The sequence below is a fragment of the Streptomyces sp. NPDC001927 genome, assembly GCF_053594455.1.
This window is the reverse complement of record NZ_JBSFEN010000005.1, coordinates 585,875-610,316: the sequence shown is the minus strand read 5'-3', so window position 1 is coordinate 610,316 and position 24,442 is coordinate 585,875. Positions and strand designations below refer to the sequence as shown.

The window sequence follows — 24,442 nt, the reverse complement described above, 5'->3', positions numbered from 1 at the left end:
TCCACAGGCCCGGGGCGCCAGTCGTACGAATTCGGGAATGCGGGCCGGAGCACGTACGTTCTTTTCCTCGGCACCCACCCCGCGAACAGAGGAGCGCCAGACCATGCAGGGCACTGTGACGATGTACAGCACGACGTGGTGCGGCTACTGCCGTCGGCTGAAGAGCCAGATGGACCGCGAGGGCATCGCGTACACCGAGATCAACATCGAGCAGGACCCCGAGTCGGCCGCGTTCGTGGAGAAGGCCAACGGGGGCAACCAGACCGTTCCGACCGTCCTCTTCGCCGACGGCTCGACGCTGACGAACCCGTCGCTCGCGCAGGTCAAGCAGAAGGTCGGCGTCTGATCGCCCGAGCCTCTGGGCTCCTCGCCCGCCTGGCTGAAAACAGCCCCCGTCCGGAGTCCCGGACGGGGGCTGTTTCGTGGGGAGGGGCGTCAGACGACGTCGCCCGGCTTCGGGAGCGGCTTGCCGTACCAGAGCTCGATCAGCCGGGAGGCGATCGAGATGCCGTACGGGGGCAGCACCTCGCCCGACTCGAAGGCGGCGGCCAGGTCCTCGCGGGAGAACCAGCGGGCCTCGTGGATCTCCTCGCCGTCCACGTCTATCTCCGAGGAGGTGGCGTGCGCGAAGAAGCCCAGCATCAGGCTGGACGGGAACGGCCAGGGCTGGCTGGCGATGTACTCGACCTCGCCGATGGTGACCCCGGCCTCCTCGAAGACCTCGCGCGCCACCGACTGCTCGATCGACTCGCCCGGCTCGACGAAGCCCGCGAGGGTCGAGAACCGTCCCTCCGGCCAGTGCACCTGGCGGCCCAGGAGGGCGCGGTCCTGGTCGTCGGTGACCAGCATGATCACGGCGGGGTCGGTCCGCGGGTAGTGCTCGGCGCCGCAGGCCTGGCAGCGGCGGATGTGCCCGGCGGCCGCGATGACCGTGCGCTCGCCGCAGCGGGAGCAGAAGCGGTGGAGGCGCTGCCAGTTCTCCAGGGCGACGGCGTGCACCATGAGGCCCGCGTCGCGCGGCGAGAGCAGCAGGCCCGCCTCGCGCAGCCCGGCGGGGCGGGCGGACTGGTCCATGCGGCCGGGCAGGGAGTCCTTCTGGAGGGCGAAGTAGGAGACGCCGTCGTCGTCCGTGCCCAGGAAGTAGCGGTGCGTCTCGGTGACCGGGGCCTCGAAGGCCGGGGTCATGACGAGTTCGGTCCGCCCGTCGGGGGTGTCGTCGATCAGCACCTGACCGCCCGACACCACGAAGACCCGGGTCGTGGGGTGGCTCCAGGCGGCCGCGAGCCAGGCCTCGTCGAGGCGGTGGTGGGCGGCGCGGTCGATGCCGCTCGGGGCGGTGAGCGAGATCGGCCGGTCCGCGAACTGGCTGTTCAAGGTGGACACAGGTACTTCCAACTCCCCCGGATCGTTGTGTGGGTTCATCGCGCGGCTGAGCTGCGCAGGGCGGCGGGCAGGTCGCCCCACAGATGGGCGGCGGTCTCGGCGCCCTTGAGGAGGAGATCGAGCTCGATCTTCTCGTTGGGGGCGTGCCAGCCGTCGGACGGCACCGAGATGCCGAGGAACAGCACCGGTGCGCCCAGGACGTCCTGGAGGTCGGCGGCGGGGCCCGAACCGCCCTCGCGGGTGTAGCGGACCTTGGCGCCGTCGAAGGCCCGGCTCATCGCGCCCGCGACCGCCTTGAGAGCCGGGTGGTCGAGCGGGGTGAGGCAGGGCCGGGTCGGGGCGCCGAAGACGATCTCGTACCGGATGCCGGCGGGGACACGGGCGGCGAGCCAGTCGCGCACCGCCAGTTCGATCTTCTCCGGGTCCTGGCCCGCGACCAGCCGGAAGGAGAGCTTCAGCTGGGCGGAGGCGGGGACGATCGTCTTGCCGCCGGGGCCCTGGTAGCCGCCGCCGATGCCGTTGACCTCGGCGGTGGGGCGGGCCCAGACGCGCTCCAGGGTGGAGAACCCGGCCTCGCCGAGGGTGCCGTGGGACTTGGCGGTGTCCAGCCAGGCCGCCTCGTCGAAGGGCAGCTCGGCGACGAGGGCCCGCTCGGCCTCGGAGAGCTCGGTGACGCCCTCGTAGAAGCCGGGGATGGCGACCCGCTCGTGCTCGTCGTGCAGGGCGGCGACCAGGCGGCCCGCGACGGTGGCCGGGTTGGGCACGGCGCCACCGAAGGAACCGGAGTGGATGTCCTGGTCGGGGCCGTACAGCTCGATCTCGCAGTCCGCGACGCCGCGCATGCCGGTGCAGACCGTCGGGGTCGACTCGGACCACATGCCGGTGTCGGAGACGATCACCGCGTCGGCGGCGAGCCGGTCCGCGTGGGCCTCGACGATGGCGCGGAAGTGTGGCGAACCGGACTCCTCCTCACCCTCCACGATCAGCTTCAGGTTGACGGCGGGCGCGGTGCGCCCGGTCGCGGCGAGGTGGGCCCGGACGCCGAGGGTGTGGAAGAACACCTGCCCCTTGTCGTCGGCGGCACCGCGCGCGTACATCCGGCCCTCGGTGACGTGCGGCTCGAACGGGTCGGTGTGCCAGCCGTCCTCGCGGGCGGCGGGCTGGACGTCGTGGTGCCCGTAGACGAGCACGGTCGGGGCGTCCGGGTCGTCGGAGAGCCACTCGGCGAAGACGGCGGGCGCGCCGGCCGTCTCCCAGACCTCGACCGTCGTGAACCCCGTGTCCGTCAGCTTCTCCGCGAGCCACCCCGCGCTGCGCCGTACGTCCTCGGCGTGGGCGGGCTGCGCCGACACGGAGGGGATGCGCAACCAGGCGACGAGGTCGTCGAGGAAGGCGGCGCGGTGCTGCTCGATGTACGCGCGCACCGCCTGGGTACCGACGGTCTGGACGACGCTGTCCGGGGTCTCGCTCATGCTCCTGAGCCTATCCGGCGTCGGGAGTGCGCCGACCCAGCAGGATCCCCTCCAGCTCCGTGCGGCCGGGGAGCGACCTGGGACGTACGACCTCCCCCGTACGGACGTACACGAAGGCGGCGGTGACCTCGTCGGGGTCGAGGCCGTGCTGCTCGGCCCAGCCGAGCCGGTAGATCGCCAGCTGGAGCGGGTCGGCGGTGCGCAGGTGGCTGGTCTTCCAGTCGACGATCTCGTACGCGCCGGTGTCCGGGTCGCGGTAGACGGCGTCGATCCGGCCCCGGACGACCCGGCCCGCGAGCGAGAGGTGCACGGGGACCTCGACGCGGTACGGAGTGCGCTGGGCGTACGCGGTGAGGGCGAAGGCCTCCTTGAGCGCGTCCAGGTCACGCTCGTCCACGATCTCCGGTTCGCCGGCGAACTCCTCGCCGCCGGGGAGCTCGTCCGGGCCGAGCATGGGGAGCGGCAGCTCCTCGAACCGGGACTCCACCCACGCGTGGAACCGCGTCCCGCGCCGTGCGGCGGGCTGCGGGGGCTTGGGCATGGGCCGGGCCAGCTCCTGGGCGAAGCCGTCGGGGTCCTCGGCGAGGCGGAGGACCTGGGAGGCGGAGAGGTAGGCGGGCAGGAGGACGTCTCGGGTGGTGGCGCGGGTGCGTCTCAGTTCTGTGGTGAGGGAGGTGAGGTCGCGGTCCCAGGAGGCGATCGTTCTGGCTTCCTCGGGGGTCGCCCCGTTCTCCGGCGCCCGGGGGCCGGGGATCCCGTCAGCCGGGGGCTCGTCGTCCCAGAACGGGTCCTCGTCCCACGGAGGCTCCTCGTCCGGCCACAGGTCCTCGGGGTCCTGGGGGGAGGGCCCTGGCGCGGGCAGCGCGTTCGTGGGCTGTGCCCACCCGTTCCGCCCCTGCGGAACGTATGCCCACAGCCGGGTCATGACGTGCTCCGCTGCCTTGCGGCGGCGCTCCAAGCTCGTGGGGTCCAGCGGAAGCGGCCAGGCCTCGTCCTTTGTGTGTTCCTGGAGGGTGGGGTTCTCTGCTTCCTTCTCCGGTTCGTCCTCCCAGGCCTCGATCTCGCCGAAGCCCGCCGCGCAGTGGTCGTACAGGGCGTGGAGGAAGTCCGAGGGGCCGCGGGGCTTCTTCTGCGACGGGCCCCACCAGTGGGCGGAGGCGAGGAGGAGGGAGCGGGGGCGGGTGAAGGTCACATAGCCGAGGCGGAGCTCCTCGGTGTGCTGGTGGTCCCGCATCGCCTCCTTGAAGCTCTTCAGCGACGCCGCGTCCCAGGTGGTGATCGCCGGCAGCGTCTCCGCGTCGCCGCGCAGGGCGTGCGGGAGGACCTGCGGCTGCGAGGTCCACGACTCGCGGGACCTGGTGCTCGGGAACTGGGAGGTGACCAGGCCTGGCACCGCCACGACGTCCCACTCCAGGCCCTTGGACTTGTGCGCGGTGAGGACCTTGACCGTGTTCTCGCCGCCCGGGAGCGCGTTGTCGAGGCCCTTCTCGTACTGCGCGGCCGTGCGCAGGAAGCCGAGGAAGGCCAGCAGGGTCGCCTCGCCGTCGAGGGAGGCGAAACCGGCGGCTATGTCGAGGAAGTTCGACAGGGTCTCGCGGCGCCGGGCGGCGAGCGCGTGCGGGGAGGCGGAGAGTTCGACTTCCAGGCCCGTGGTGGCGAGGACCCGGTGCAGGACGTCCATGAGGGGGTCGGCGAGCGAGGAGCGCAGGGAGCGCAGTTCGGCGGCGAGGCGGGCGAAGCGGACCCGGGCCTCGCCGGAGAACGGCAGGCCGTCGTCCTCCCCACCGGAGTCCAGGAAGGTGTCGAGCGCGTCGGCGAGCGACACGACCTCGGCCGGGTCGACGCCCTCGACCGCCGCCGCGAGCCGCTCGTCGGCGTCGGCGCCGTCGTCCCCGGCACGCTCGCGGTGGACGAGGAGGCGGGCGCGGCGGCCCAGGAGCGCGAGGTCGCGGGGGCCGATGCGCCAGCGGGGGCCGGTCAGGAGACGGACCAGGGAGGCGTTGGCGCCGGGGTCCTGGAGGACCTCGCAGACGGCGACGAGGTCGGCGATCTCGGGGAGGTGGAGCAGCCCGGAGAGGCCGACGACCTCGACGGGCACGTCACGGGCGACCAGCGCGGCCTGGATGGCCGGGAAGTCGGTCGCCGTCCGGCACAGGACCGCGATCTCGCCGGGCTCCTTGCCCGTGCGGACCAGGTGGGCGAGGGAGTCGGCGAGCCAGTCGATCTCCTCGGCGTGGGTGGGCAGGAGGGCGATCCGTACCGAGCCGTCGCGTTCGGCGCCCGGGGCCGGGCGCAGCGCCTCCACGCCCGCGTGCATGGCGCGCAGGGGCGTGGCGAGCCCGTTGGCGAGGTCGAGGAGGCGGCCGCCGCTGCGTCGGTTCTCGGAGAGCGCGTGGCGGGTGGCGGGGGTGCCGTCCTCGTACGGGAAGTGGGCGGGGAAGTCGTCCAGGTTGGCGACGGAGGCGCCGCGCCAGCCGTAGATCGCCTGGCAGGGGTCGCCGACGGCGGTGACGGCGTGTCCCGTACCCCCGCCGAAGAGGCCGGAGAGCAGGAGCCGCTGGGCGACGGACGTGTCCTGGTACTCGTCCAGGAGCACCACCCGGAACTCGTCGCGCAGGATCGCGCCGACCTCCGCGCGCGTGGTGGCGAGTTCGGCGGAGAGGGCGATCTGGTCGCCGAAGTCGAGCAGGTCGCGGGAGCGCTTGGCGGCGCGGTAGCGGACGACGAGGTCGAGCAGCTCGCGGCGGGCGGCGGCCGCCTCGGGGACCTTGCGCAGGTCGGCGTTGGTGAGCTTGGCGCGGGAGAGCGTGTCGAGGAGCTCGGAGTCGTACGCCCTCAGCTCCTCGGGCCCCACGAGGTGTTCGGCCAGCTCGGCGTCGAGGGCGAGGAGGTCGCTGACGAGGGTCGGGAAGGACTTGGTGAGCGCCGGGTACGGTCCGGGCGCCTCGCGCAGCACGCGCGCGGCGAGCTGGTAGCGGGTGGCGTCGGCGAGGAGGCGGGAGGTGGGCTCCAGGCCGATGCGCAGACCGTGGTCGGTCAGGAGCTGACCGGCGAAGGCGTGGTACGTCGAGATGCGGGGCTCGCCCGGGGGGTTGTCCGGGTCGATCGTGTCGGGGTCGGTGACCCCGGCTCGTACGAGGGCGGTGCGGACGCGTTCGGCGAGTTCGCCGGCGGCCTTGTTGGTGAAGGTCAGGCCGAGGACCTGTTCGGGCGCGACCTGGCCCGTGCCGACCAGCCAGACCACCCGGGCTGCCATCACCGTCGTCTTGCCGGAACCGGCTCCGGCCACGATGACCTGCGGGGCGGGCGGCGCGATGATGCAGGCCGTCTGCTCCGGGGTGAACGGGATGCCGAGAAGCTCCTTGAGCTGCTCGGGGTCGGTGATGCGTGCGGTCACCTCAGAGAGGCTAACCGGCACCACTGACAGCGCCGTACGTGCGCGACGTCCTCAGGCCTGGGTGCCCGGGTCCAGCTTCGTCAGGTCCACCGTCTCGTCCGCCGGCGGTACGACGACCCTGACCGGCTTGTCGAAGTCGGAGAGCTCGACGGAGCCCGGCTCCTCGCCGCCGGTCTTGACCATCTTGAGGATGTAGGGCTTGCCCTCCTGCGCGACGGACACCGTGGTCGTCTCGCCGCCGGGCTTCTTGTTCACGAGGGTCGCGACCGGGGTCCCGTCGACCTCGGCGTCCGGTCCCCGGGTCAGGCCCTGGCGATCGCCCTTGTCGTCGCCGAGGTCCGCGAGGAGCGCGTCGAGGTCGCAGACCCCGCTCAGGTCGCTGCTGCCGGCCTGCCCGGGCGTGATCTTCAGCCAGCGTCCCTTGACCAGTTCGATCGTGGCGTCGATCTGGGGCGGGGGCACGCCCTGGGAGGTCATGGAGGCGCGCCAGAACTTCTCGTCGCCCTTCAGGTACGTGATCCGGTCGGCCTGACGCAGCTCGGCGGTGCCGCCGTCGACCTTCATCACGCCGGTGCAGTTGTCCTTGTCGTCGAGGGCGATGTCGAGGTCGAGGGCCTGCCCCTCGGACACGACCCGCCCGGTCATCCGCAGCGAGCTCGCGGACTGGGTGGCGTCGACGGCCCGGTCGGCGATGGCGTCGGGGGTGAGGTTCGCGAAGGGGTCGGGGGTGGGGGCGGCGACCGCCACCTGGGGAGCGGCGGTTCCCGGCTGTGCAAAGGCGGCGGGAGCGGTCAGCCCGGCCGCCGCGACGGTCGCGGCCGCGCAGACGGCCGCCGCGGCCCTACGGGCCCTGCGGTGGGGGGTGGACGGCGCCATGGCGAGCCTCCTCGCGGATTCCCCCGTTCACCCACCAGGGTGACCCCGGGGGCGGGTGGCCGCGACTTCGGGCGCGTAGCGCGACCGTCATCCGCGACCGTCACTCCACGATGTGGCGGCCCTCCGGCTGGGCGCTGCACGCGGAGCGGAAAGTGCAGTGGGTGCAGTGCTGGCCGGTGCTCGGGGCGAAGCGCTCGTCGAGGACCCGGCCGGCCGCGGTGGCCAGCAGGTCCCCGACCCACTCGCCCGCGAGGGGCTCCTGGGCCTGGACCTTCGGCAGGGTCTCCCCGCCCTCCTTCTTGGGGGCGGGCTGGCGCAGCTGGACGAGTTCGGCGCCGCCGGGGTCGGGGCGGCGGCCGTCGAAGACCTCGTCCAGGGCTCCTTCGCGTACCGCGAGCTGGTAGACGGCGAGCTGGGGGTGGTGGGCGACCTCGTCCTTGGTGGGCGCGGACTTGCCGGTCTTGAAGTCGACGACGTACGCGCGGCCGTGCTCGTCGGTCTCGACGCGGTCCATGGAGCCGCGGATCCTCACCTCGTACGCGCCCGCTTCGAGGGTCACGTCGAAGTCGTGCTCGGTGGCGGCGGGGGTACGGCCGCCGCGGTCCATGACGTGCCAGCGCAGGAAGCGTTCCAGCGCCACGCGCGCGTGCTGCTTCTCCTGGGCGGACTTCCAGGGCGCGTCGAAGGCGAGCGCGTCCCAGACCGAGTCGAGCCGGGCCATGAGGACGTCGAGGTCGGCGGGGGTACGGCCGGAGGCGACCTCGTCGGCGAGGACGTGGACGACGTTGCCGAAGCCCTGGGCGGCGGTCGCGGGCGCGGCGGCCTTCACCTCGCGGCCCAGGAACCACTGGAGGGCGCAGGTGTTGGCGAGCTGGTCGAGGGCCGAGCCGGAGAGGGCGACGGGGTGGTCCCGGTCGCGGAGCGGCACCTGGCTGCGGGTGGGCTCGAACAGGCCCCACCAGCGGTCCGGGTGGGCGGCCGGGACGAGCGGCTGGCCCTCGTCGTCGGTGAGCGCGGCGAGCTGGGCGAGGCGCTGCGCGGCGGCGTCCCGGAGGGCGTCGGAGGCGGCCGGGTCGACGGTCGTGGCGCGCAGCTCGGCGACGAGCGCGGCGACGGCGAGAGGACGGCGGGGGCGGCCGGTGACGTCCTTGGGTTCGGGGCCGAGTTCGGTGAGGAAGCGGGAGGGCTGGTCGCCGTCGTCGGCGGGGGTCTTGACGGCGGTGACGACGAGCCGGTCGCGGGCGCGGGTGGCGGCGACGTAGAAGAGCCGGCGCTCCTCGGCGAGGAGGGCGCCGGGAGTGAGGGGCTCGGCGATGCCGTCGCGGCCGATGCGGTCGGCCTCCAGGAGGGAGCCACGGCGGCGCAGGTCGGGCCAGAGGCCCTCCTGGACCCCGGCCACGACGACGAGGCTCCATTCGAGGCCCTTGGAGCGGTGGGCGGTCATGAGGCGGACGGCGTCGGGGCGAGTCTGGCGCTTGGAGAGGGTGTCGGCGGCGATGTCCTGGGCGTCGAGCTCTTCGAGGAAGTTCAGGGCGCCGCGGCCACCGACACGGTCCTCAGCGCGGGCGGCGGTCTCGAAGAGCGCGCACACGGCGTCGAGGTCACGGTCGGCGTTGCGGCCGGCCGGGCCACCCCGGAGCGCGGCGCGCTCCAGCCGGCCGGGCCAGGGGGTGCCGCTCCAGAGCAGCCAGAGGGCCTCCTCGGCGGTGCCGCCGGCGGCGAGGCGCTCGCGGGCCTGCCGGAGCAGCTCGCCGAGCCGCTTGGCACCACGGGCGTACGACTGGTCGTGCGCGACGAGCCGCTCGGGCTCGGCGAGCGCGCGGGCGAGCAGGAGGTCGGAGGGCGGCGGCACCTTGTTGCCCCCGGCCCGCTCCTCGTCCCGCAGCGCCCGCCCGAGCCGCCGCAGGTCGGCGGGGTCCATCGCGGCGAGCGGCGAGGCGAGCAGCGAGAGCGCGGTCTCGGTGTCGAGCCAGGCGGGGGCGGGGGCCTGCGGACCGCCCTCGGGGACTTCGAGAGCCTCCGAAGCGTCCGCCTCCGCAGCTTCGGCCTCCGAAGCGTCCGCCTCCGCGACATCGGCCTCCGAAGCGCCGGCCTCTGTGACATCGGCCTCCGAAGCGTCGGCCTCCGCCTCAGGAACCCCGTCCGTCGGCGTCGGGGTCGGGGTCGCCCGCGCCGCCGCCCGCAACGCCAGCAGCAGCGGGGCCACCGCCGGTTCGTGGCGCAGCGGGGTGTCCGCGGTGTCGGTCTCCAGCGGGACCCCGGCGGCGGTGAGGGCGCGGCGGAGGCCCGGGACGGTGGAGGTCGCGCGGACGAGGACCGCCATGTCGTGCCAGGGGACCCCGTCCTCCAGGTGCGCCCGGCGCAGCAGGTCGGCGATGTTGTCGGACTCCGTGGACGCCGTCGGGTACGTGAAGACGTCGAGGCGGCCGCCGTCGCGCACCGGCGCCAGGTCGCGGTGGGCGCGGACCTTGTCGGCGGGCAGCCGGGGCAGCGGCATGCGCCGGGTGAGCTCCCGGGTCGCGCCGAGCAGCTCCGCGCCCGAGCGCCGGGAACGCGTCAGGACCCGGACCTCCGCCGGGCGCCCGCCGTGGCCCGCGAAGGCGTCGGGGAAGTCGAGGATGCCGTTCACGTCCGCGCCCCGGAAGGCGTAGATCGACTGGTCCGGGTCGCCGAAGGCGACCACCGTGCGGCCGCCCCCCACCAGCGCCCGCAGCAGCCGTACCTGCGCCGGGTCGGTGTCCTGGTACTCGTCCACGAAGACCGCGTCGTACTCGGGCAGCGTCACCCGCTCGGCGAGCAGCACCGCCCGGTGCACCAGCTCCGTGTAGTCGAGGACCCCCTGGAGGTCCAGGACGTCCAGGTACTCCGCGAGGAAGCCAGCCGCCGCCTTCCAGTCCGGCCGCCCCACCCGCTGGGCGAACTCGGCGAGCGCCCTCGGCCCGAGCCCCAGCTCGCGGGAGCGCGCGAGGACGGCCCGTACCTCGTCGGCGAAGCCCCGGGTCGTCAGGCAGGCCCGCAGTTCGTCGGGCCACCGCACGCGTGCGAGCCCCGCCTTCGCCAGGTCGATCTGGCCCTCGAGGAGCTCCCGTACGGCGAGGTCCTGTTCCGGTCCGGACAGCAGCCGCAGCGGCTCGGCGAAGAGCTCCGCGTCCTGGTGGGCGCGGATGAGGGCGTAGCAGTAGGAGTGGAAGGTGGTCGCCTGCGGCGGCCTGTTCCCGCCGAGCCGCGCGGCCATCCGGTCGCGCAGTTCGACGGCGGCCTTGCGGCTGAAGGTGAGGACGAGGATCCGCTCGGGGTCGGCGCCCTTCTCGATCCGGGCGGCGACCGACTCCACCAGCGTCGTCGTCTTTCCCGTGCCCGGTCCGGCGAGGACGAGGAGTGGTCCGCCGGCGTGGTCAACCACTTCGCGCTGCGTTGCGTCAAGGACAGGGGGATCCGCCCGCTCCGGCTCGGTGCGCACCAGCCGGTACGCGCCCGTGGTCCGCCCCTGGTACGGCGTGCGCCGGGTGGTGGAGGAGGAACTCACGTGGATCGACCGGTCCTGAGCGAAGTGGTGGAGAGGTGGAGACGTGTACGGGGCGAACGACGACGTTACGGGAAACGGAGGGCGACCGTGCCGTACTCCGTACGGGCCTCCGTACCGTCATCGGGCCGTCCGGCCCGTCCGGCCATGGGCAAAGCTGTCACGTGTGAGTTCCCGCACGCCCGCCGGAGCCGTGAGAGGCCTCAGAGCCGTCCTGCGGCCCGCCCTCGCCGGACCCGCCGTCCTGCCGCCCGTCCCACCGCGCCCGCCGCATGTCGATCTTCGGCACATGCCCGTCGGCGGACCGGCCGGCCTGCCGCAGCGGTGTGCCCTCCTCGCGGTAGTGGCCGAGGGCGCGCAGCTCGTGGCCCGGCAGGAGCGCGCCGTCCGCGCGCACCACACGCCACCACGGCACCGCCCCGCCGTAGAGGGACATCACCCGGCCGACCTGGCGCGGGCCTCCCTCGCCGAGCCACTCGGCCACGTCTCCGTACGTCATCACGCGGCCCGGCGGGATCAGCTCCGCGACCTCCAGGACCCGTTCCGCGTACTCCGGAAGCTCCTCCACGCTCATCCGCCCCATCCTGCCTCACCCCACCGACAACGCCCTGTTGCCTCCGTGGGCCCCCGCTTCATGCCACCATCGTCCGGGCGGTGACTGGTGATACGAGATCAAGAGCGACAAGACGAACAAGAAGAACAAGAATTCGTACGAGACGACAAACACGCGGCACACGCGGTACGTACGACACAGGCAGAGACGGACATGGTGATGGGGCACGACGCTCAGCCTCCTGAGGAGGAGGCGCGCCCCGGCACGCCCGCGCCCGGCACGCCGACCCCGGGCCCGCCCGCCCATGGCACGCGGGCGCACGGTCTCGGCCACGGCGGACGCCTCGGTCACGGCCCCTCCCCCGAGCTCGTCCCCGACTCCGTCCCCGAGGGCGAGCCGAGCGAGCGCGTCTCGCAGGACGAGCCGCTGCTCGCCGCGCGCGTGCACCGACCGTCCGACCTGATGCGGCTGCTCATCGGCGTTCTCGCCATCGCCCTGGTCATCGCCATCGCCGCCTTCGCCCACGGCACGACCTCCGGTCTCGAGGAGGACATCAACAAGGGCGCGGGTGGCGCCCCCGACGTCTTCGTCAAGATCGCCGGGCTCGTCTCCAGCATCGCCGTCCTGCTCGTGCCGGTCGCCTTCGCCATCGAACGGCTGATCAAACGCGACGGGCTGCGGATCGCCGACGGCGTCCTCGCCGCCGTCCTCGCCCACGGCGTCACGCTCGCCACCGACCTCTGGGTCGCCAAGGCCGCGCCCGGCACCATCCAGGACGCGCTGACCCAGCCCGCGACCGGGGGCGGTCTCACCGACCCGGTGCACAACTACCTCGCGCCCGTCATCGCGTACATGACGGCCGTCGGCATGGCCCGCCGCCCGCGCTGGCGGGTGAGCCTGTGGGCGGTGCTGCTGCTCGACGCGTTCACGATGCTGGTCGCCGGGTACACCACCGCGTTCTCGGTGATCCTGACCGTCCTGATCGGCTGGACCGTCGCGTACGGAACGCTCTACGCGGTCGGCTCCCCGAACGTCCGCCCCACCGGGCAGACCCTGCTCGCCGGTCTGCGCCGGGTCGGCTTCAAGCCGGTCACGGCGCTGCGCGCCGAGGGCGCGGGCGTGCCGGACTCCGCCGACAGCGGGGACCGCGGCCGCCGGTACATCGTCACGCTGGAGGAAGGCGCCCCGCTGGACGTCACGGTCGTGGACCGTGAACAGCAGGCGCACGGCTTCTTCTACCGCGCGTGGCGCAGGCTGACCCTGCGGGCGATCACCACCCGCCGCTCGATCGTCTCGCTGCGCCAGGCCCTGGAGCAGGAGGCGCTGCTCGCGTACGCGGCGATCGCCGCCGGGGCGAACGCGCCCAAGCTGATCGCCACCTCGGAGCTCGGTCCGGACGCCGTGATGCTCGTGTACGAGCACCTGGGCGGCCGGACCCTGGACTCGCTGGACGACGCCGAGATCACCGACGAGCTGGTGCGCAGCGCCTGGCGTCAGGTGCGGGCGCTCCAGTCGCGCCGGATCGCGCACCGGCGGCTCACGGGCGACGCGATTCTGGTGGATCGTTCCGGCAAGGTGATCCTGACCGACCTGCGGGGCGGCGAGATCGCCGCGGGCGACCTGATCCTGCGGATGGACATCGCCCAGCTGCTCACCACCCTGGGTCTGCGGGTGGGCGCCGAGCGCGCGGTGGCCGGGGCCGTGGACGTGCTCGGCCCGGACGCCATCGCCGACTGTCTCCCGCTCCTCCAGCCGATCGCGCTGAGCCGCTCCACGCGCGCGACGCTCAGGAGACTGGCCCGCGAGCGGTCCAAGCGGGAGCGCGAGGCCGTCATCGCGGCCTCGGAGGCGGCCAAGCAGGCCCGCGTCGAGGCCGCCGCGGCCGAGTCCAGTACCGGCGCGGTCGAGTCCAAGGTCGACCGCAAGTCGGACCGGAAGCTGGAGAAGGCGGAGAAGCAGGCCGAGAAGCGGGCCATCGACGAGGCGCTCGACGACGCCCGCGAGGAGGATCTGCTGGCGCAGATCCGCCAGCAGGTACTGCTGATCCGCCCGCAGGCACCGGTCGAACCGGTCCGTCTTGAGCGGATCAAGCCGCGCACGCTCATCAGCCTCATCGCCGGCGCCGTCGCCGCGTACTTCCTGCTCTCGCAGATCGCCCGGACACCGCTGTCGACGATCAGCTCGGCCGACTGGCGCTGGGTGGCCGCCGCCGTGCTGTTCTCGGCGCTGAGCTACATCGCCGCCGCGATGAGCCTGCTGGGCTTCGTACCGGAGCGCGTCGGGTTCTGGCGCACGGTCGTCGCCCAGGTGGCCGGGTCGTTCGTGAAGATCGTCGCCCCGGCGGCGGTCGGCGGTGTCGCGCTGAACACCCGGTTCCTCCAGCGCTCGGGGGTGCGGCCGGGGCTCGCGGTGGCGAGCGTGGGCGCGTCGCAGCTGTTCGGGCTCGGCGCGCACATCCTGCTCCTGCTCGCCTTCGGCTATCTGACGGGTACGGAGAAGTCGCAGTCGTTCACCCCGTCGCGGACGGTCATCGCCGGCCTGTTGACGGTGGCGGTCCTGGTCCTCGTCGTGACGGCGATCCCGTTCATGCGGAAGTTCGTCTCGACGCGGCTGCGTTCGCTCTTCGCGGGTGTCGTGCCGCGCATGCTGGACGTGCTCCAGCGGCCGCTGAAGCTGCTCACGGGCATCGGCGGCATGCTGCTCCTGACCGGTGTGTTCGTGCTCTGCCTGGACGCCTCGATCCGCGCGTTCGGCCACGACGCGCAGGGGCTGAGCTACGCGAGCGTGGCCGTCGTCTTCCTCGCGGGCAACGCCCTCGGCTCGGCAGCGCCGACCCCGGGCGGTGTGGGCGCGGTCGAGGGCGCGCTGACCTTCGGTCTGGTGGCGGTCGGTCTCCCGCTGGAGGTCGCGACGCCGGCGGTGCTCCTGTACCGGCTCCTGACGCTGTGGCTGCCGGTGCTGCCGGGCTGGATCTGCTTCAACTGGCTGACGAAGCGGGGAGCGCTCTAGGGGTCCGGCAGGACGGTGTCCGGTGACCTCCACTTGATAGGCAAGTCATTACTTGCCTATCGTGGGGGTCGTGGCTGATGATGTCTTCAAGGCGCTGGCCGACCCCACCCGCCGGCTCATCCTCGACGAGCTGGTGGACCGGGACGGTCAGACCCTTTTCGAGATATGCACGCGGCTGGTGACCAAGCACGACGTGGGGCTGTCCCGTCAGGCGATCAGCCAGCACCTGGCCGTACTGGAATCCGCAGGTCTGGTGCTGACGCGGCGCGAGGGCCGCTACAAGTTCCACGACCTCCAGGCCGGACCGCTCGAGCGCATCGTGACCCGGTGGCTCAGGCCGGACACACCCCCCGACACACCGGAGAGCACCCCATGAGGATCCACCTCACCCCGATCTACGTCGACGACCAGAAGAAGGCGCAGGCCTTCTACACCGACGTCCTCGGCTTCCAGCTCAAGCACGAGATCCCGCTGGGCGCGGCCCTGTGGCTGACCGTGGTCTCCCCCGAGCACCCGGAGGGGACCGAGCTGCTCCTGGAGCCCTCGCAGGGGCACCCCGCGGTGAAGCCGTACCGCGAGGCGCTGTTCAACGACGGCATCCCGCTCGCCTCCTTCGCCGTCGACGACGTACAGGCGGAGTTCGACCGGCTGACCGCGCGCGGCGTGCGGTTCACCCAGGACCCGCTGGCCATGGGCAACGTCACGACGGCGGTCTTCGACGACACCTGCGGAAACCTCATCCAGCTCGTCCACGCCGCGTAGCGACCCGACCCCTCCCCCGGCTGGCCCACTCGCCCGCGCGGGGGACAGGGGTCCGGCGGACCATGGCCCTATGCCGATCTCCGCCGCGCAGCGCGCCGCCCTCTTCACCGCGACCACCGTGCTGCTCGCCGCCGGATGCTCGAACGGCGGCGACAACGACGAGGCGTCGGACCGGCCCACGGATCTCGCCGGACTCGCGGCCCAGCAGCTGGAGTGGGCGCCCTGCCCGCCACCGTCGCCAGCCGAGGGCGGCGGCGCGGCCCCCTCCCCGCTCCCCGGCGGCACCCCCTGGGAGTGCTCCTTCATGGACGCGCCGCGCGACTACGCCGATCCCGGCGGCGAGACGATCGAGCTGGCCCTGATCCGCGCCAAGGCCCGTGACCAGGAGCGCCGGATCGGCTCCATGATCTACAACTTCGGCGGCCCCGGCGGCTCCGGCGTCACCGGCCTGCCGTCCTTCGCGCCGGACTACGAGAAGCTCCGCTCCCGCTACGACCTGGTCTCCTTCGACCCGCGTGGCGTCGGCCGCAGCGAGGACGTCAACTGCCTCGGCGACAAGGAGCTGGACGCCTACTACGCCCTGGACTTCACCCCGGACGACGCCGCCGAGGAACGGACCCTGGCCGACGCGCAGAAGAAGTACGCCACCGGCTGCGAAGACGAGTCCGGCGAGATGCTCCCCCACGTCGGTACCGAGAACGCCGCCCGCGACATGGACCTGATGCGCCAGGTCCTCGGCGACGACAAGCTCCACTACTTCGGCATCTCGTACGGCACCGAACTCGGCGGCGTGTACGCCCACATGTTCCCGAAGAACGTGGGCCGCGCCCTCTTCGACGCGGTCATCGACCCGGACGCCGGCACCGAGGAGGGCGCCCTCGGCCAGGCCAGGGGCTTCCAGCTCGCCCTGGACAACTTCGCGAAGGACTGCGTGGCGCGCGGCGACGAGTGCACGCTGCCCGGCTCGACGGTCGCCGAGATCGAGGGCTTCATCCTCGACCTGCTCGCCGAGCTCGACGAGAAGCCGATCCCTGGCATCGGCGACCGCAAGCTCACCCAGACCCAGGCCATCAACGGCATCGCGCAGTCGCTGTACTCGAAGGAGTTCTGGCAGTACCTGGAGCAGGGCCTCGACGCCGCCGACGGCGGCGACGGCGGACTCCTCCTCGCCCTCTCCGACTCCATGAACGGCCGCGACCAGAACGGCAGTTACAGCAACATCCAGGCCGCCAACGCGGCCATCAACTGCGTGGACTACAAGGAGCGCTACACCCTCGGCCAGGCCAAGGAGCGGCTGCCGGAGTTCGAGAAGACCTCGGCCGTCTTCGGCCCCTACATGGGCTGGGCGCTGTCGAGCTGCTCCCAGTGGCCGGTCCCCGGCACCTGGGAGCACCCCGACGTCTCCGCGCCCGGCTCCGCCCCCATCCTCGTGCTCGGCACGACGGGCGACCCGGCGACGCCGTACGAAGGCAGCCGGGCCATGGTGGAGGCGCTCGGCGACGGCGTCGGCGTGGAGATCACGTACGAGGGCGAGGGCCACGGCGCGTACAACAGCGGCAACGCGTGCGTGCAGAACGCCGTCAACGGCTACTTCCTGGACGGCAGGATCCCGGCCTCGGGCACCGTCTGCAAGGAGCCGTCTGCATAGGATGGCGGCTTCCGGTCCGGCTCACGGGGGTTGCCTTGTCCACACGGCCCATACTGCGCATACGGCCCACACGGCCCCTGGGGACACGGGTGGCGGCCCTGGCCGTCACCGGTCTGCTGATCGCCGGCTGCGCGAGCTCCGAGACGCCCGCCGGCACCGCGCCCTCCGGCGGCCCCACCTCCACGGACGCCAAGGGGCCGAACACTCCCGCGCTCCCCGCCTCGCTCACCGGGCAGCGCCCCGAGTGGAAGCGCTGCGACGCCCCCGAGGGCGGTGAGCGGCCCGGCGGCGACTGGCGCTGCGCCGGAGTCAAGGTCCCGCTCGACCACGCGAAGCCCGACGGGGAGACCCTCACCATCGCGCTGATCCGCAAGGAGGCCCGCGACAAGGACCGCCGGATCGGCTCGCTGCTCTTCAACTTCGGCGGCCCCGGCGCCTCCGGCGTCGACTACCTCCCCCTCGCGGCCCAGGAGTACGCCAACCTGAACAGCCGCTACGACCTGGTCTCCTTCGACCCGCGCGGCGTCTCCCGCTCCTCCGGCGTGGTCTGCCGCGACGACAAGGAGCTGGCCGCCGCCGAGGCCGGTACGGACGTCACCCCGGACACGGCGGCCGAGGAGGCCGCGTACCTCGCCGACGGCGCCGCCTTCGGCGCCGGGTGCGCCCGCCGCTCGGGCACGGTCATCCCGCACACCACCACCGAGAACACCGCCCGCGACCTGGACCTCATCCGGCACGTCCTCGGCGACAAGAAGCTGAACTACCTCGGCATCTCCTACGGCACCGAACTCGGCGCCTCCTACGCCCACCTCTTCCCCACCCACGTCGGCCGGACCGTCCTCGACGCGGTCGTCGACCCGACGGCCGACGCCACCGGCCACGCCCGCAACCAGGCGATCGGCTTCCAGCGGGCCCTGGACAACTACGTCAAGAGCACCGGCGAGCAGCCCGCCCAGGGCAGCGCCCGGATCGTCCGTCTCCTGGAGCGGCTGGACCGGGAGCCGCTGAAGGTCGGCGACCGGAAGCTGACCGACGGCCTGGCGCTCACCGGCATCGCGATCACGCTCTACTCCAAGAGCAGCTGGCCCCTGCTCACCTCCGCCCTCACCAAGGCCGAGAGCGGCGACGGCTCCGGCCTGCTGCGCCTCGCGGACGCCTACAACGACCGCGACGAGACCGGCCACTACGGCACCCAGTCGCACTCCCAGCGGGCGATCTCCTGCGCCGACTCCAGTGCGCGTCCGACGGTCGCGCAGGTCAAGGCCGTGCTGCCGGAGTTCCAGAAGGCGTCGCCCGTCTTCGGCGCCTTCCTGGCCTGGGACACGGCCGGCTGGTGCGCCGAGTGGCCGGTGAAGGGGCTGCGGGCCGACCCGCAGGCGAGCGCGCCCGGCGCGGGCCCGATCCTGGTCGTCGGCACGACCGGCGACCCGGCGACCCCGTACGAGGGCGCCGAGCGGATGGCGAAGGAGCTGGGCGCGGGCGTGGGTGTCCTGGTCAGCAACGAGGGCGAGGGCCACGGCGCGTACGGCACGTCGGCGTGCGTGACGCGGACGGTCGACGCGTACCTCCTGGACGACAAGGTCCCGGCCTACGGCACGCGCTGCTCCTGAGAACGTACGAGAAGGGCCCGGACCTGCTCCCAGGTCCGGGCCCTTCTCGTACGCGTACTTCTAATAGACCGGCTTCTCGGGCTCGATCTGGTGGACCCAGCCGATCACGCCGCCGCCGACGTGCACCGCGTCCGCGAAGCCCGCGGACTTGAGCACGGCGAGGACTTCCGCACTGCGGACACCCGTCTTGCAGTGCAGGACGATCCGCTTGTCCTGCGGCAGGTCCTGGAGGGCGGTGCCCATCAGGAACTCGCCCTTCGGGATCAGTCGCGCGCCGGGGATCGAGACGATCTCGTACTCGTTGATCTCGCGGACGTCGATGATGTCGATGTTCTCGCCGTCGTCGATCCACTCCTTGAGCTGCTTGGGAGTGATCGTCGAGCCGGCCGCCGCCTCCTGGGCCTCCTCGGACACGACGCCGCAGAAGGCCTCGTAGTCGATGAGCTCGGTGACGGTCGGGTTCTCGCCGCAGACCGCGCAGTTCGGGTCCTTGCGGACCTTCACCTGGCGGTACTGCATCTCCAGGGCGTCGTAGATCATCAGCCGGCCGACCAGCGGGTCACCGACACCGGCGAGGACCTTGATCGCCTCGGTCACCTGGATGGAGCCGATGGACGCGCAGAGCACGCCCAGGACGCCGCCCTCGGCGCAGGAGGGGACCATGCCCGGCGGCGGGGGCTCCGGGTAGAGGCAGCGGTAGCAGGGGCCGTACTCGGACCAGAAGACGGAGGCCTGGCCGTCGAAGCGGTAGATCGAGCCCCAGACGTACGGCTTGTTCAGCAACACGCACGCGTCGTTGACGAGGTAGCGCGTGGCGAAGTTGTCCGTGCCGTCGACGATCAGGTCGTACTGGCTGAAGATGTCCATCACGTTCTCGGCCTCGAGCCGCTCTTCGTGGAGGATCACGTTCACGTACGGGTTGATGCCGAGGACCGAGTCCTTCGCGGACTCGGCCTTGGAACGGCCGATGTCCGCCTGGCTGTGGATGATCTGGCGCTGCAGGTTCGACTCGTCGACCTCGTCGAACTCCACGATGCCGAGCGTGCCCACACCGGCCGCGGCCAGGTACATCAGGGCCGGCGAACCGAGGCCACCGGCGCCCACACAGAGCACCTTGGCGTTCTTCAGCCGCTTCTGCCCGTCCATCCCCACATCCGGGATGATCAGGTGGCGGGAGTACCTGCGGACCTCGTCTACGGTGAGCTCGGCAGCCGGCTCGACCAGGGGTGGCAGCGACACGGGGGCTCCGTTGGTCGGTATGTCAGTACGGTTGTTCTCCCCGTAACACTGCCACGGCCCTCCTCATTCCGAGACACCCGGTCCAAGACGCGAGACGATTTCGTCCCAGTAGCCGGGCAGAGTCTGGAATGCGTTGATTCGTCCGTTGTGGTCCGTCCGGCCGGTCCGGTCGGTGAAGAAGATCGTCCCCGCGCCCTGCCAGCGGGCGATCCGCATCGCCTCCTCGAGGTGGCTGCGCGGCACCCCGTGGACGAGGTGGACGAACTTCTCCGGCGGGTACTCGGCGGTCCACTCGGCCACCTGCGACCAGCGGTAGTCCGTCCACGGCCCGCAGAAGGTGACCAGCTGGTCGGCCGTCTCGGCGTAGCCGGGGTACGGGTGGGTGCCGTGGCCGAGGACGAGGTGGGCCTCGCCGTCGAGCACCGCCTCCAGGGTGGCCGCGACGCGCCGCACCTCGGGCAGGTCGGCCCGGTCGCCGGGACAGCGGTCCAGGTAGAAGCCCTCGACCTTGTACCAGTCGAGGAAGCGGTGGGCGTCCGAGACGATCTCGCCGAAGTCGCGCGAACCGTGGCGGAGGTCGAGGTGCCCGAGCACCTTCACGCCCGCGTTCTTGAGCCGGCCGGCCGCCTCCAGGCAGTGCGGGTCGGGCCGGTCCCCCGGCCCCTCGGCCACGTTGAGCACGGCCCAGTGCAGCGGGGTGCCGGGGCGGCTCAGCTCGGCCCATTCGACGGGGGCGAGCAGCGGATGGGCGTAGCCGGGGACGCCGAATCCCATCTCCCGTACGGCTTCCGCGGCTTCGGTCGCGGTCAGATGCGGCATGCCGCCTCCATCCAGATGTCGGCGAGGGATTCCTCGAGGTTGATCCGGGGCCGCCAGCCGAGCCGGTCGCGTGCGGTGCGCACGTCGGCCTGCTGCCAGCTGCCGCAGCCGTCGGGGTACGGGTAGGGCGCGGCGGCCAGCTGTTCGGCGATGGTCTCGGTGCGCGGGGCGCCGATGACCGGTCGCTGCGGCGGCCCGTCGAGCTCGTGCAGGGTCCCGGCGTAGCCCGCGACCCTGGCCAGGACGGCGGCGGCGTCGCGGAGCCTGACGGCGCGTCCGGTGCCGATGTTGACGACGCCCTGGGCGGCGGAGAGCGAGGCGGCGTGGACGGCGCGGGCGACGTCCCGTACGTCGACGAAGTCGCGCTGGACACCGAGGCCGCTGAGCTTGAGCTCGCCGTCGCCCGCCTGCATAGCGCGGCGCATGGCCTCGGCGAGCCGGCCGAGCGGGGAGCCGGCCGGAGTGCCGGGGCCGACCGGGGAGAAGACCCGCAGGACGACGGCGTCGAGCCCGGAGCCGAGGACGAGCTCGGTCGCGGCGAGCTTGGAGACCCCGTACGGGCCGCCGGGGCGGGGCACGGCGTCCTCGGCGGTGGAGGAGCCGGGCTGGGAGGGGCCGTACTCGGAGGCACAGCCGACCTGGACGAGCCGGGCGCCGCAGCCGCTGCGCCGGAGGGCCTCGCAGACGGTGGCGACGGCGACGGTGTTGTGCCGGGTCAGGTCGCGGGCGCCGCCGCGGGTGGCGCCCGCGCAGTTGACGACGACTCCGGGGTGGACGGCGTCCAGGAAGCGGGTCAGCGCGCCGGGGCTGCCCCCGGCGAGGTCGAACCGTACGTCGGCGTCGTCGCCCCGCCCGAGGGCGGTGAGGTGCACGGCCGGGTCGGCGAGCAGCCGGTCGGCGACGAAACGTCCGAGGAATCCGTTGGCTCCGAGCAGCAGCACCCTCATCGTGCGGCCCCTTCGTGCCGACCGGCCGTGGCTCGGGGTAGGGAGGTCATGTCTCTTTCGTCTCCTTGAAATGGGTCCTGCGCGGTGGGCACGCCCGCGGCGTCGGCTCCGCGGGTGCGCCGGGTTCAGGGGGGTGTGCCTTTAGGGCTTGGCGTGGGCCGAGGCCCGGGAGAGGGAGGCGGTGGCGTGGGCGAGGAGGCCGAGCGCCGCGACGCCGCAGACGAGGGTGGGTACGGCTCCGGGGCCCCAGGTGTCGGTCAGGGCGCGGACGGGGGCGGCGAGGAACCCGCAGCCGGGGACCCGGGCCGCGAGGACGCTCGCGAGGGCGAGGGCCTCGCCCGCGCAGGCGGCGGCGAGTCCGGCGGCGGCGGTCTCCGGGAAGCCGTGGACGGCGAGCAGCCGGGCGAGCAGGAGCAGGGCGCCGAGGGCGAGCGCGCCGGATGCGAAGCCGGTCAGGCTCAACAGGCCCGCGAGGGCGGCCAGATGGAGCGCGACGGCGGCGAGGAGCAGGGGGCGGGTGCCCGCCGCGAAGTCCTCCAGGCCGCGGCTGGCGACGAGCCTGCGGCGGGCCCGGCCGGCGAAGAGCCGGGCGCACCAGGCGGCGGGGACGACGGCGAGCGCGAGCCCGAGAAGGGGTCCGGGGGTGACGGGCCAGGGCCCGTCGGGGCCTCCGGTGAGGGTGGCGTGGAGGAGACCGTCCCCGCCGAGCGCGTACGCGAGGAGCCAGAGGGTCCAGACGCGGGCGGCGGGGATGGTGCGGCCGGCGGCGCGCAGGGGGCCGCGCCGGACGGCGACGGCGAGTGCGGCGGCCAGGCCGAGGGCCCCGGCCACGCCGACGGCGAGGCGCACGGGCCCTTCGGTGAGGGCGAGTCCGGTGACGGCGAGGGCGGCGACGGCGCCGGGTGCCAGGGCGGCCAGGGTCCATCCGGCCCACCCGGCGTGCGCCTCCGCCTCGTGCGCGGGGCGCGCGGGCGCCCCGTTGCCGTTGCCACGCGGCACGCGCGCGTACAGCTCTTCGGCGAGCGAGAACACGTCCCGGTGCCGGAACCGGGCGGCGGTCCGGTCGGTGACGCCGTGCGCTTCGAGCCCGGCCGCGATCTCCAGGGGGTCGACGGCCCGCTCGCACAGCTCCCGGTGCCGGTGCATGAGCGCCTTGACGGGGTCGGCGGGCCCCCGCCGCCCGCCGCCCACTATCGGCCCCGCTGCGGGGGGCCGCGGCGGCGCGGGCTCCGGGTCGGCCGCCGGCTCGGGCTCCGCCTCCGGCTCGGGGGCGTCGGTCGCCCGCAGATCGAGATCGGCCACGGGCACGGCCGGCGCGGGTACGGGAGCGGAGGGGGCCGGTACGGGAGCGGAGGGCGCGGGTACGGGCGCAGAGGGCGCGGGCGCCGCCGCCGGCGCGGACGGCGCGGCCGATTGCCCGTCCGTCGTCACGGAGACGGTCACGGCCACCGTCAGGGCCGTCTTCTCGAGCGTGGTCTCCGAGTGGGAGTCCCAGGGGCCGGGGCTCGTCGGGGCGGCGGGGCCGCGCATGGGGGTGCCTCCTTCAGGCATCGGGGTCTCCCGCTCCGGCGGCGGTGCTCACGGCCTTGCCCGCCCAGATGCCGGGGACGTACGCCTCCGCCGGGTGGCCGAAGGGGACGCCGTCCGCTCCACGGCGGCGCACCGGCGCGTGGGAGAGAAGTTCGAGGTAGATGCCGCGGAAGGCGGCGAGGTTCTGCTCGACGGTGAACAGTTCGAGCGCGCGCGCCCGCGCCGCCGCGCCGAGCCGGTACCGGCGCTCGGGGTCGCGCAACAGCGCAAGGCACGCGTCCGCGAGCGCCCGCGGATTGCGCGGGGGTACGACGAGCCCGGTGCCGCCGATGACCTCGACGACCGCGCCGACGTCCGTGGAGACCGTCGCCCGCGCGCAGAACATCGCCTCGACCAGGCTGATCGGGAAGCCCTCCACGACGCTGGAGAGGACGACGACCGCGCCCGCCGCGTACGCCTCGGCCAGCGTCGGCGCCTCGGGCCCGCCGATCTCCTCGAAGGAGACGGGGTTCTCGCCGACGGCGTGCGCCCCCGGCGCCTCGTCGGGGAAGAGCTGCGCCGCGAGCGCCCGGCAGTGGGCGACGTACGCGTCCGCGCCCGGCTCGCGCACCGGCGCGGCGATGATCCTGAGCCGTACGTCGGGCTGGGCCCTGCGGACGTCGGCGAAGGCGTGGAGCAGCGCGATGAGGTCCTTGGCGGGCTCCACGCGGCCGACCCAGACGAGCGTCGCCGGGTCGCCGCTCTCCTCGTCCTCGCCGACCTCGGTGAACCGCTCGGAGGCCATCCCGGGGTAGACCGTGCGCAGCTTGGCGCGGTCGGCGCCGCACTTCTCCTGCCAGCGCCGGGCGTGCGTGTTACCGGGGGTGAGGAGCGCGGCCTGCCGGTAGACCTCGCCCGCGAGCCGCCCCTGGAAGGCGGCGAGCAGCGCGCGCACCGGCGCGGAGCGGGGCGCCTCGCCGGTGGCGAGGTAGTGCGCGCGCAGCTGTACGCCGTACTCGGTGACCAGCAGGGGTGTGCCGAAGAAGCGTTTGGCCAGCAGGCCGGGCAGCGCCGCGGAGCCGCCGGAGGCGGCGTGGCAGAGGTCGGCCGCGCCGAGCCCGTCCTCGCCGTACCAGTCGAGCGACAGCGGGCGCAGCGCGCGCTCCAGCTGGTCGACGACGTCGAGGTAGTCGGGGACGGTCGCGGCGGCCACGCCCCGGCGTGCGCCGGGCGTGCGGCAGGCGGACTCCAGGGTGCGGACGGCGCGTTCGGAGCGCAGGGCGGCGTAGAGACCGCCGTGCTCGCCGGCGAGTTCGGCGAGCCCGTAGAGCCCCTCGGCGAAGGTGGCGGCCGCGCCGGTCGCGTCCTCCTCGGCGCACACCCCGGTCACGAGCGCGCCGAAGTGCTCGGCGAAGCGCCGCCGTTCGCGCCGCCCGTAGGTGCGGCCGTCGTCCTCGGGGGCCCAGAGCGGTGCCGTGCGGACGCGCCGGACCTGCGGAGGCAGGTCGACCCAGCCGGCTTCCTCCTGGCGGGCGCTGCGGCTGAGGGCGTACACGTCGAACTCGTGCGGCGCGAGCCCGCGCACGAGCCGGTCGCACCAGAGCCTGGACTCACCCGTGGCGTACGGGTAGCCACCCTCCGTAAGTAGTCCGATCCGCATGAGTACACCCCCGATCTCGCTTCCCTGGCGGCCAC

17 protein-coding genes are annotated in these 24,442 nt (G+C 73.4%); 6 read left to right on the top strand and 11 right to left on the bottom strand.

Features of this window, described 5'->3' with window-relative positions; genetic code table 11:
- Positions 1-103 precede the first annotated feature (103 nt).
- Positions 104-346, top strand: a complete 243-nt coding sequence (locus tag ACWCO8_RS16700) for a mycoredoxin (RefSeq protein WP_149547526.1) — start codon at positions 104-106, stop codon at positions 344-346.
- Positions 347-435: 89 nt separating this feature from the next.
- On the opposite strand, the gene nudC is transcribed toward ACWCO8_RS16700, so the two are convergent.
- From nudC to ACWCO8_RS16670, 6 genes are all read right to left on the bottom strand, one after another.
- Positions 436-1,422: an NAD(+) diphosphatase gene (gene nudC / locus ACWCO8_RS16695; protein ID WP_451032789.1), complete on the bottom strand. Its 987-nt coding sequence runs from the start codon at positions 1,420-1,422 to the stop codon at positions 436-438.
- The gene (locus tag ACWCO8_RS16690; RefSeq protein ID WP_451032788.1) at positions 1,419-2,855 is read right to left on the bottom strand and encodes a dipeptidase; all 1,437 of its coding nucleotides are present in this window, start codon (positions 2,853-2,855) and stop codon (positions 1,419-1,421) included. The genes nudC and ACWCO8_RS16690 overlap by 4 nt, the downstream gene beginning before the upstream one ends.
- Positions 2,856-2,865: 10 nt before the next feature.
- Positions 2,866-6,252 (bottom strand): UvrD-helicase domain-containing protein, encoded by a 3,387-nt coding sequence (locus ACWCO8_RS16685; protein WP_451032787.1) that lies wholly within the window; start codon positions 6,250-6,252, stop codon positions 2,866-2,868.
- A 51-nt stretch (positions 6,253-6,303) separates the two neighbouring features.
- Positions 6,304-7,128, bottom strand: a complete 825-nt coding sequence (locus ACWCO8_RS16680) for a hypothetical protein (protein ID WP_451032786.1) — start codon at positions 7,126-7,128, stop codon at positions 6,304-6,306.
- A 100-nt stretch (positions 7,129-7,228) separates the two neighbouring features.
- Positions 7,229-10,654, bottom strand: a complete 3,426-nt coding sequence (locus tag ACWCO8_RS16675; protein ID WP_451032785.1) for an ATP-dependent helicase — start codon at positions 10,652-10,654, stop codon at positions 7,229-7,231.
- A gap of 157 nt (positions 10,655-10,811) precedes the next feature.
- On the bottom strand, positions 10,812-11,234 hold the full coding sequence (locus ACWCO8_RS16670) for an MGMT family protein (RefSeq protein WP_451032784.1): 423 nt from the start codon (positions 11,232-11,234) through the stop codon (positions 10,812-10,814).
- 189 nt (positions 11,235-11,423) lie between these two features.
- On the opposite strand from ACWCO8_RS16670, the gene ACWCO8_RS16665 reads away from it, so the two are divergent.
- From ACWCO8_RS16665 to ACWCO8_RS16645, 5 genes are all read left to right on the top strand, one after another.
- Complete coding sequence (locus tag ACWCO8_RS16665) at positions 11,424-14,213, top strand: lysylphosphatidylglycerol synthase domain-containing protein (protein ID WP_451032783.1); 2,790 nt, start codon at positions 11,424-11,426, stop codon at positions 14,211-14,213.
- 70 nt (positions 14,214-14,283) lie between these two features.
- Positions 14,284-14,589 (top strand): ArsR/SmtB family transcription factor, encoded by a 306-nt coding sequence (locus tag ACWCO8_RS16660; RefSeq protein WP_451032782.1) that lies wholly within the window; start codon positions 14,284-14,286, stop codon positions 14,587-14,589.
- Positions 14,586-14,975 (top strand): VOC family protein, encoded by a 390-nt coding sequence (locus ACWCO8_RS16655; protein ID WP_362011255.1) that lies wholly within the window; start codon positions 14,586-14,588, stop codon positions 14,973-14,975. Before ACWCO8_RS16660 ends, ACWCO8_RS16655 begins: the two co-directional genes overlap by 4 nt.
- Before the next feature lie 70 nt (positions 14,976-15,045).
- On the top strand, positions 15,046-16,623 hold the full coding sequence (locus ACWCO8_RS16650) for an alpha/beta hydrolase (protein WP_451032781.1): 1,578 nt from the start codon (positions 15,046-15,048) through the stop codon (positions 16,621-16,623).
- An 89-nt stretch (positions 16,624-16,712) separates the two neighbouring features.
- Positions 16,713-18,233, top strand: a complete 1,521-nt coding sequence (locus tag ACWCO8_RS16645) for an alpha/beta hydrolase (protein WP_451032780.1) — start codon at positions 16,713-16,715, stop codon at positions 18,231-18,233.
- A 60-nt stretch (positions 18,234-18,293) separates the two neighbouring features.
- Here the strand turns inward: ACWCO8_RS16645 and moeZ are convergent, their stop codons facing one another.
- The 5 genes from moeZ to ACWCO8_RS16620 all read right to left on the bottom strand — a co-directional run bounded on the left by moeZ (position 18,294) and on the right by ACWCO8_RS16620 (position 24,407).
- A complete protein-coding gene (gene moeZ / locus ACWCO8_RS16640; RefSeq protein WP_451032779.1) occupies positions 18,294-19,472 on the bottom strand; it encodes an adenylyltransferase/sulfurtransferase MoeZ in 1,179 nt (392 codons plus the stop codon).
- A gap of 63 nt (positions 19,473-19,535) precedes the next feature.
- Positions 19,536-20,291 (bottom strand): spherulation-specific family 4 protein, encoded by a 756-nt coding sequence (locus ACWCO8_RS16635; RefSeq protein ID WP_362011244.1) that lies wholly within the window; start codon positions 20,289-20,291, stop codon positions 19,536-19,538.
- Positions 20,279-21,238 carry an NAD-dependent epimerase/dehydratase family protein gene (locus ACWCO8_RS16630; RefSeq protein ID WP_451032778.1) on the bottom strand — a complete coding sequence of 320 codons (960 nt, stop codon included), beginning with the start codon at positions 21,236-21,238 and terminating at the stop codon, positions 20,279-20,281. The genes ACWCO8_RS16635 and ACWCO8_RS16630 overlap by 13 nt, the downstream gene beginning before the upstream one ends.
- 141 nt (positions 21,239-21,379) lie before the next feature.
- Positions 21,380-22,768, bottom strand: coding sequence for a hypothetical protein (locus ACWCO8_RS16625; protein WP_451032777.1), 1,389 nt, complete (start codon positions 22,766-22,768; stop codon positions 21,380-21,382).
- A 13-nt stretch (positions 22,769-22,781) separates the two neighbouring features.
- Positions 22,782-24,407, bottom strand: coding sequence for a DUF3492 domain-containing protein (locus tag ACWCO8_RS16620; protein ID WP_451032776.1), 1,626 nt, complete (start codon positions 24,405-24,407; stop codon positions 22,782-22,784).
- Between the last annotated feature and the right edge of the window lie 35 nt (positions 24,408-24,442).

Bases quoted from the DNA above. Each gene is read 5' to 3' on its own strand.
- nudC (WP_451032789.1), bottom strand. From the start codon at position 1,422: ATGAACCCACACAACGATCCGGGGGAGTTGGAAGTACCTGTGTCCACC.
- ACWCO8_RS16665 (WP_451032783.1), top strand. From the start codon at position 11,424: ATGGGGCACGACGCTCAGCCTCCTGAGGAGGAGGCGCGCCCCGGCACG.
- ACWCO8_RS16620 (WP_451032776.1), bottom strand. From the start codon at position 24,407: ATGCGGATCGGACTACTTACGGAGGGTGGCTACCCGTACGCCACGGGT.
- ACWCO8_RS16690 (WP_451032788.1), bottom strand. From the start codon at position 2,855: ATGAGCGAGACCCCGGACAGCGTCGTCCAGACCGTCGGTACCCAGGCG.
- ACWCO8_RS16635 (WP_362011244.1), bottom strand. From the start codon at position 20,291: ATGCCGCATCTGACCGCGACCGAAGCCGCGGAAGCCGTACGGGAGATG.
- ACWCO8_RS16630 (WP_451032778.1), bottom strand. From the start codon at position 21,238: ATGAGGGTGCTGCTGCTCGGAGCCAACGGATTCCTCGGACGTTTCGTC.
- ACWCO8_RS16625 (WP_451032777.1), bottom strand. From the start codon at position 22,768: ATGCGCGGCCCCGCCGCCCCGACGAGCCCCGGCCCCTGGGACTCCCAC.
- ACWCO8_RS16700 (WP_149547526.1), top strand. From the start codon at position 104: ATGCAGGGCACTGTGACGATGTACAGCACGACGTGGTGCGGCTACTGC.
- ACWCO8_RS16655 (WP_362011255.1), top strand. From the start codon at position 14,586: ATGAGGATCCACCTCACCCCGATCTACGTCGACGACCAGAAGAAGGCG.
- ACWCO8_RS16650 (WP_451032781.1), top strand. From the start codon at position 15,046: ATGCCGATCTCCGCCGCGCAGCGCGCCGCCCTCTTCACCGCGACCACC.
- ACWCO8_RS16670 (WP_451032784.1), bottom strand. From the start codon at position 11,234: ATGGGGCGGATGAGCGTGGAGGAGCTTCCGGAGTACGCGGAACGGGTC.
- ACWCO8_RS16680 (WP_451032786.1), bottom strand. From the start codon at position 7,128: ATGGCGCCGTCCACCCCCCACCGCAGGGCCCGTAGGGCCGCGGCGGCC.